The sequence below is a fragment of the Streptomyces sp. NBC_01410 genome (assembly GCF_045040195.1).
Classification (GTDB): domain Bacteria; phylum Actinomycetota; class Actinomycetes; order Streptomycetales; family Streptomycetaceae; genus Streptomyces.
In genome coordinates, this window is the sequence record NZ_CP109530.1 from 7631498 (window position 1) to 7637889 (window position 6392).

A 6392-nucleotide genomic window follows, 5' to 3' on the forward strand; every position below is an offset into this window, starting at 1 on the left:
GAAAAGAAAAGAAAAGGACGCGCGGAGGGAAACGTCTGGCCGAACTCGGCGCAGATGGCGCGAAGTCGCCGAGTCGGAGGAGTTGTCGAGTTGTCGCGGTGCCGCATACGAAGGTGAAACCTCAGGAGAAGCTCAAGTAATTCCGCCCGGCGGTACCCGGGGAACTCCGCGGGTACGCGCGCATTGCCGGGTGTGGTCCTTCCCGATGACCGTTTGGTCTCTTCGTGTGCCCGTATCTCGCCCGTTCGGGGGTCGACCTGCGGACGGTCATGTCCCGCGTGCCCGTCGTTCGGGCGTACCCGTTCATCCTGCTGCAACGTTCGCACAACTCCGTTGCCATACAGGCGAATTCCTCCGAACCGGCCGTTGCTCACATCTTCCCTGAACGCGTTGCGCGGAACCCTGTTTTCTCTTTAGCCTCAGCGGGCAACGGTGCGACGAGACGCGCCTGAACGAAGGGAGCGTGACATGGCGGACAGTGCCGCGAGGAAAGCGGATTATGCCAAGGGCTTGGGGGGCGTCTCCTCTCTGGAGTCGGCCCGGAACCAGGTCGAGAAGATCCAGGACAACGTTGCCCAGATTGCCGCGCGTTCGGGCGTCGGTGGCGACGAGGGCCAGGCCCTGCTGAAGCTCTTCCGGAGCTGGAACACCGAGGCACAGAAGGTCGTCGTCCAGATCAGCACGATGATCGACGCGCTCCAGGAGAACGTGACCTCCGCCAACCGCCTGGCGAAGGAGAACCAGGACCTGACCGAGGTCCTCAACAGCAAGACCAGCCAGGGCGTCTTCGAAGCACTGCGCTGAACCACCCGCGGTACCGGCCCTCTTCGACAGGGCCGGACTTCGTGAGCTTCCCGGGCCAGGCGCCCGGCCTTCGAGAGGAGACGTCATGGCCGACGGCATCATCGACGTGCAATACCCCAAGGTTCAGCAGGCCATCGAGGAGTTGATGGAACAGACCCAGGGGATCATCACGACCCTCAACAACCTGGAGGACGAGCTGAAGCCGCTCGTCACCTCCTGGGAGGGTGCGGACCAGGAGAAGTACCGTGAGGTCCAGGCGGAGTGGGACAACGCCACCAAGAACATGGCGCGACTGCTCGGCGACAACGGCGAGCTGATCCGGACCATCCACGACAACCACTCCCGTGACGAGCGCAAGAGCGCCGACAACTGGGGCAATGTGCGGGCCCGTTAGAGCCTGGGCCCCCGGGCCCGGCCGGGGCTTTCCCCACGGCCTAGGGGCGGGACCGGGCGTCGCGTGCGTGGGGTCGAAGGCGCCGCACCGTCCGCATGGCAGCCCCATGCGGACGGTTGCGGCAAGTTGAGGCAACAGGCCGCGCCTTTGCTCCAGGACTCCGGGAAGAACGTGCCGGACGCCGCAGAGCAGGCGAGAGTTTCCTGACAGATACCCGGTGGGCCGACCCCGCACGCAGGCCCGCCGATCCGTCCCTCGTCCGTACGCCACATGCCCACCGGGTCATCCCGTATCCCCGTCCGGCAACCAAGCAGCAGGAGATCGTCCCATGGCCGGTGAGAAGGCCGACGTCAAGCATTTCGACCTCAAGCAGATGGAGAACTTCCGGGACAACGAGGTACAGCCGGTCTACACCGCCGCGAAGAAGCACCGCGAGGACGGCGACGGGTCCACCATCCGCCCGCTCGGCCAGCTCGTCGACGGGCACACCACCGCGGAGAACCTCGACCAGGACAAACAGCTCCTGCGCATCGGCAAGATGGTCACCGAGCCCCTGGTCTCGGGACCGAAGCTGATCGAGGGCGTGCGCGCCGCGGCCGAGTCCATCGACAAGCTGCTCGGTGACCAGATGGAGCTCTTCAAGGAACTGAAGGAGGCGCTCACGGACACCATCGAGGAGGCGAACAGGACCAAGGACAAGAACCTCGGGGCGATCGACGCGCAGACGCTGCTGCAGACCTTCGAAGAGGTCGACACGCTCACCGCCGGCACCACCGGCGAACCGGAAGACGACTGAGTCAGAGCCTCGCGCGCCGGCAGAGGCCACGGCCGCTCGGCGCGCCCCTGTGAGAGACACACGCCTGCCCATCCGTACGAAGACGCGGTGCGCCGGCACGGACGACAACCGACCAGAAAGGGCGCCCGGTGGCCGATCGGTACGATCCCAACTCCGTCGCCAATCTCGACAAGTTCGACAACGCCGGCGACCCGTCGAGCGACACCTGGGCCACCCTGGTCACCCACATCACCGGCTATCCGGTGCCGGACCGGAACACCGTCTTCGACACGCTCCGATCCGATCACGGCGGCAAGCTCTTCCGGATGGACATCAAGGAGCGCAGCCTCAGCCTGCTCGTCAAGGACTCCGGCTTCCTGACGAACAAGGGCGAGGACTACGACATCTGGTTCTTCGACAGCGGCAAGAAGCGGTCGATCATGCAGGCCCGGATCGTCTTCGAGGGCCGCGTGAAGGCCGGCGAGGAGATCATCTTCGACGGCCCGGGTTCCGACAACGTCCACGACGCCCAGGTCCGTGAGGGCAACGAGTTCACGGACTACAACAAGGACAAGATGAGCACCATCCCGCTCGCCCGGTACATGAACGGGCCGCGGGCGGCGCTCCTCGCCCTGCTGCGAGGCAGCAGCCAGGACGCCCGGTTCAGCAACCTGGGCGTGGCCGGGGGCGACGCGGTGGACCTGAACTCCTTCAACACCACCGGGGACTCCTTCGACTTCGCCGCCAAGTTCTTCAGGGACCACGCGACGGTGCTGAAGGACTGGGAGGACCGTTTCGGCCGGGACGACGCGAGCTGGAAGGGCGAAGCGGCGGAGGTCTTCCGCAGCCTGATCAAGAAGATCCGCGAGAACTACGACAACTACGTCGAGACCTTCGACTCCTCGGTCGGCACCGGCGACGAGACGGGCACCGGCAACACGGTGTACTCACGCGCCCTCTCGCTGGGCCGCAAGTACCTGGAGGACTCCGCCACGAAGCTGCTCGACGCGTGGCTGACCTGGGCGAAGTCCTCGTACTACGACCCGCACCAGGTGCTGCGCTACGTTCTGGACGACCTCGCCCAGTGGGTGGACTCGAACAACGTCGCCAAGACGGACATCACGTCGACCACCAACCGCTACACCACGACCGTCAGGCACAGCCCGCAGGGCGGCTTCTCGCAGGTGCACCCGGAGTACGGCGACCTGACCGACATCGCCAACTGGGCGAAGGTCGGCGACAAGGCCGCCAAGATCTGGAGCCAGGGCGTCGACGAATACCTGGGCAAGCCCGCCGCCCAGCTGCAGTCGGACCTGAACAACCACTTCATCGACCTCGGCAAGGACTTCTCGGAGAACGTACCCAAGCCGAAGTCCACCAGCACGGCCTCGGAGGAGTACGAGGAGAAGAAGCTGAAGGAGGAGCAGGAGGAGATCAACAGGCAGAACGAGGAGAACCGCAAGTACCAGGATGAACTCCGCGCGGAGCAGGAGCGGCAGCGCGAGGAGGACCGCAAGTACCAGGAGGAACTCCGCGAGGAGCAGAACCGGCAGCGGGAGGAGGACAAGAAGTATCAGGACGAGTTGCGCGAGGAGCAGAACCGGCAGCGCGAGGAGGACAAGAAGTACCAGGACGAACTGCGCGCGGAGCAGGAGAAGGAGCAGGAGGAGGCCAAGCGCCTCCAGGACGACCTGCGGAACGAGCAGAACCAGCAGCGCGACGAGGACAAGAAGTACCAGGACGAACTGCGCGAGGAGCAGAAGCGCGAGCAGGAGGAGGCCAAGCGTGAGGCCGAGGAGCAGGCCAAGGCCGTGCAGGAGAGCCTCGGCGGCCTCAACGATCCCAACGCGGTCACTACACAGAACCTCGGCAGCCTCGACGACCTGCTGAACCAGAACAACCCGGTCACCGAGAGCCCGGGCGACATCGGCGACGTGAACAGCCGGCTCGGTGACGGCCAGGGGGTCCAGACCGACACGCCGATCACCACGCCCCTTGGCAGCCTCGGCGGGTTGAACGCCGGGGGCGGCGGCCCGCTCAAGACCCCGACCGGCGGGACAACCCAGGCCGACGGCGGCAAGCTCACCACCGACTTCCCGGACGGCAGCAGCACGTCCTTCGATCCGGACAGCGGGCTGCTCACCACGACCTCCCCGGACGGCACCGTCACCACGCAGGACCTGGGCAACGGCCTCAAGGTGACGAACCCGGACGGCTCGGTGACGTCCCTCGGTGACGACGGCAAGCTGACCACCACCTTCCCGGACGGCACCACCCAGACCGTCGACCCCGCGACCGGCCAGGCGATCACTACCAATCCGGACGGCACCACCACCACCGAGAACCTTGGCGACCTGGGCAATCTCAACGGCCAGAACAGGCTCGGTGACCTGAACGACCTGAACGATCTGGGTGATCTGGGCGACATCAACTCCGACATCACCACCGAGACGATCGGCGACCTGGGCGACCTCAACGGCGACCGTTCCGGCCTGGAGACCCCAACCGGCGGGAGCACCGAGCTCGACGACAGCGGCGACTTCACCACCACGTTCGCGGACGGCAGCAAATCCACGTTCGACCCGGACAGCGGGTTGCTCACCACAACCGACGCGGACGGCACGACCACGACCACCGACCTCACCCACGGGGCGAAGGTGACCAACTCGGACGGCTCCAGCACCATCCTGGACAACGGCCAGTTGACTACCACCTTCCCGGACGGCAGCACCCAGGTCATCGACCCGGACACCGGTATCGCCACCATCACCGACGCGCAGGGCAACACCGAGACGGTCGACCTGCACGACCTCAACTCGTCGGGTGGCAACGACAGTTCGAACACCCTCGACGGCCTCGGGGACCTCAACGGGATCGGCGGCGGCGACGGCACCACCTCCCGCGACGTGCCCCTTTCCGAACTGGGCCTCAGCGGCGGCGTGAGTAACGGGGCCTCCGGCGGACTCTCCGGGGCGGACTCCCTGTCGTCCTCGGAGGGTTTCAGCGCGGCGGGAGTCGCACCCCTCTCGGACAGCACGGCCACCCCGCTCAGTCCGGCCGCCACCACGGCCGCCGCGGCCGGCACCCCTGGCGCCCCCGGAATGCCCGGCAGCCCCGGCATGCCGATGGGCGGCGGCATGGGCGGCATGGGCGCGGGCGGCGACAAGGGCAACGGCGAGCGGGTGCGTGCCGTCCTCGTCGACGCGGCGGAGGAGAGCGAGCGCCGCAACCGCCGTCGGCGCAGTCCATGGAACCGTCAGGAGGACAGTGACACCTTCCTGACCCCGGCCGCCCGGGTGACGACCACCGGTGGCGGCGACTCCCCCGAGGAGGAGGCGCAGCCGGGCCGCAGCTCCACCAGTTCCGCCGACTATCTGGAGGAGGACGAGGACGTGTGGGGCACCGAGGAGGGCGGCACCCCGGCCGTCATCGGGCGGTGACCAGGGTGCTGGTCCGGCGTGACCACCGGGGAGAGACGAACCCCACCCGGCCCCGGCTTCCCCAACCGAGCCCTCACCAGGCAAGATCAGCGGGGAAGTTGACGGACCTACGGAAAGACCGACGGAGAAGGGCGGAGCGGGCGTGACGGAACCGCTGGAGAAGCGTCTGGAGAAGGCGATGGCCGAACTCCAGGCGGCCCAGGAGGCGGTCGCGCGCACCGAGCGCGAGCTGCGTCAGGCGTCTTTCGCGGTGCTCTCCTCCGACCGCGCGGTCCGCGCCAGCGTGGGCCCGCAGGGTGAGCTGACCGGGATCGAGTTCCTGGAGAACAAGTACCGCGACATGTCCCCCCAGGAGCTGGCCGCCAGCGTCCTGGAGGCGGCGAACGCGGCACGCGTGAAGATGAACCGGCATGTGATGAAGGCGATGGCGCCCTTCACCGAGCCCAGCAGCAACGTGCCGGAGCTGAAGGGCTTCGAGCTGGACTGGGAGCGGATCTTCGGCCCCGAGGTCCTGCGCGACGACGACGAGGACAAGGAGCGCGGCGGCCAGGCCGCCCCCGCCTGGCGGGACGCGCTCGGCGAGGACGGGGAGGACTGACGATGGGACAGCGGTACTACGCCGACCCGCAGCGCATCGAGGCTCTGGCGGGACAGCTGGAAGAGATCGGCACCCTGGCCAGAAGCATGACCGAGGAGTTCCTCGACGAGCTGGCTCCGACGGTCAGATGGCCCGGTACGGAGGGCGAATTCGCCGAGAAGGCCAAGCCGCAGGAGCAGAAGGAGCGGCAGACCACCAAGGACACCATGATGTCCATCCGTGACGCATTGGTGGGGATCACCGATGCCACGGTCAGCCAGGTCCGGCTGATGAAGAACACCCGTGACGCCAACATCGAGGACATCGAGCAGAACAACAGAGAGATCGACACCCATGGGCTCGACGGCGGCCCGGGCGGGCATGGCCGCCGCTGACCTCCGC

At 67.1% G+C, this 6392-nt stretch carries 6 protein-coding genes; all 6 read left to right on the forward strand.

What is annotated here, in order from left to right; translation table 11 throughout:
* Positions 1-468 precede the first annotated feature (468 nt).
* Positions 469-804 carry a hypothetical protein gene (locus OG741_RS34820; protein WP_215089266.1) on the forward strand — a complete coding sequence of 112 codons (336 nt, stop codon included), beginning with the start codon at positions 469-471 and terminating at the stop codon, positions 802-804.
* An 85-nt stretch (positions 805-889) separates the two neighbouring features.
* Entirely contained in the window at positions 890-1198 is a 309-nt protein-coding gene (locus OG741_RS34825) for a WXG100 family type VII secretion target (RefSeq protein ID WP_108153175.1), read from the forward strand.
* A gap of 328 nt (positions 1199-1526) precedes the next feature.
* Complete coding sequence (locus OG741_RS34830; protein WP_405604344.1) at positions 1527-1994, forward strand: type VII secretion system-associated protein; 468 nt, start codon at positions 1527-1529, stop codon at positions 1992-1994.
* Positions 1995-2122: 128 nt separating this feature from the next.
* Positions 2123-5413, forward strand: a complete 3291-nt coding sequence (locus tag OG741_RS34835) for an AAWKG family protein (RefSeq protein ID WP_405604346.1) — start codon at positions 2123-2125, stop codon at positions 5411-5413.
* A 142-nt stretch (positions 5414-5555) separates the two neighbouring features.
* Entirely contained in the window at positions 5556-6011 is a 456-nt protein-coding gene (locus OG741_RS34840; protein WP_405604348.1) for a YbaB/EbfC family nucleoid-associated protein, read from the forward strand.
* Positions 6012-6013: 2 nt separating this feature from the next.
* Entirely contained in the window at positions 6014-6385 is a 372-nt protein-coding gene (locus OG741_RS34845) for a hypothetical protein (protein WP_381202754.1), read from the forward strand.
* Positions 6386-6392: the final 7 nt, after the last annotated feature.

Excerpts from the sequence above, each read along its gene's own strand:
- OG741_RS34825 (WP_108153175.1), top strand. The coding sequence starts at position 890 with ATGGCCGACGGCATCATCGACGTGCAATACCCCAAGGTTCAGCAGGCC.
- OG741_RS34845 (WP_381202754.1), top strand. The coding sequence starts at position 6,014 with ATGGGACAGCGGTACTACGCCGACCCGCAGCGCATCGAGGCTCTGGCG.
- OG741_RS34820 (WP_215089266.1), top strand. The coding sequence starts at position 469 with ATGGCGGACAGTGCCGCGAGGAAAGCGGATTATGCCAAGGGCTTGGGG.
- OG741_RS34830 (WP_405604344.1), top strand. The coding sequence starts at position 1,527 with ATGGCCGGTGAGAAGGCCGACGTCAAGCATTTCGACCTCAAGCAGATG.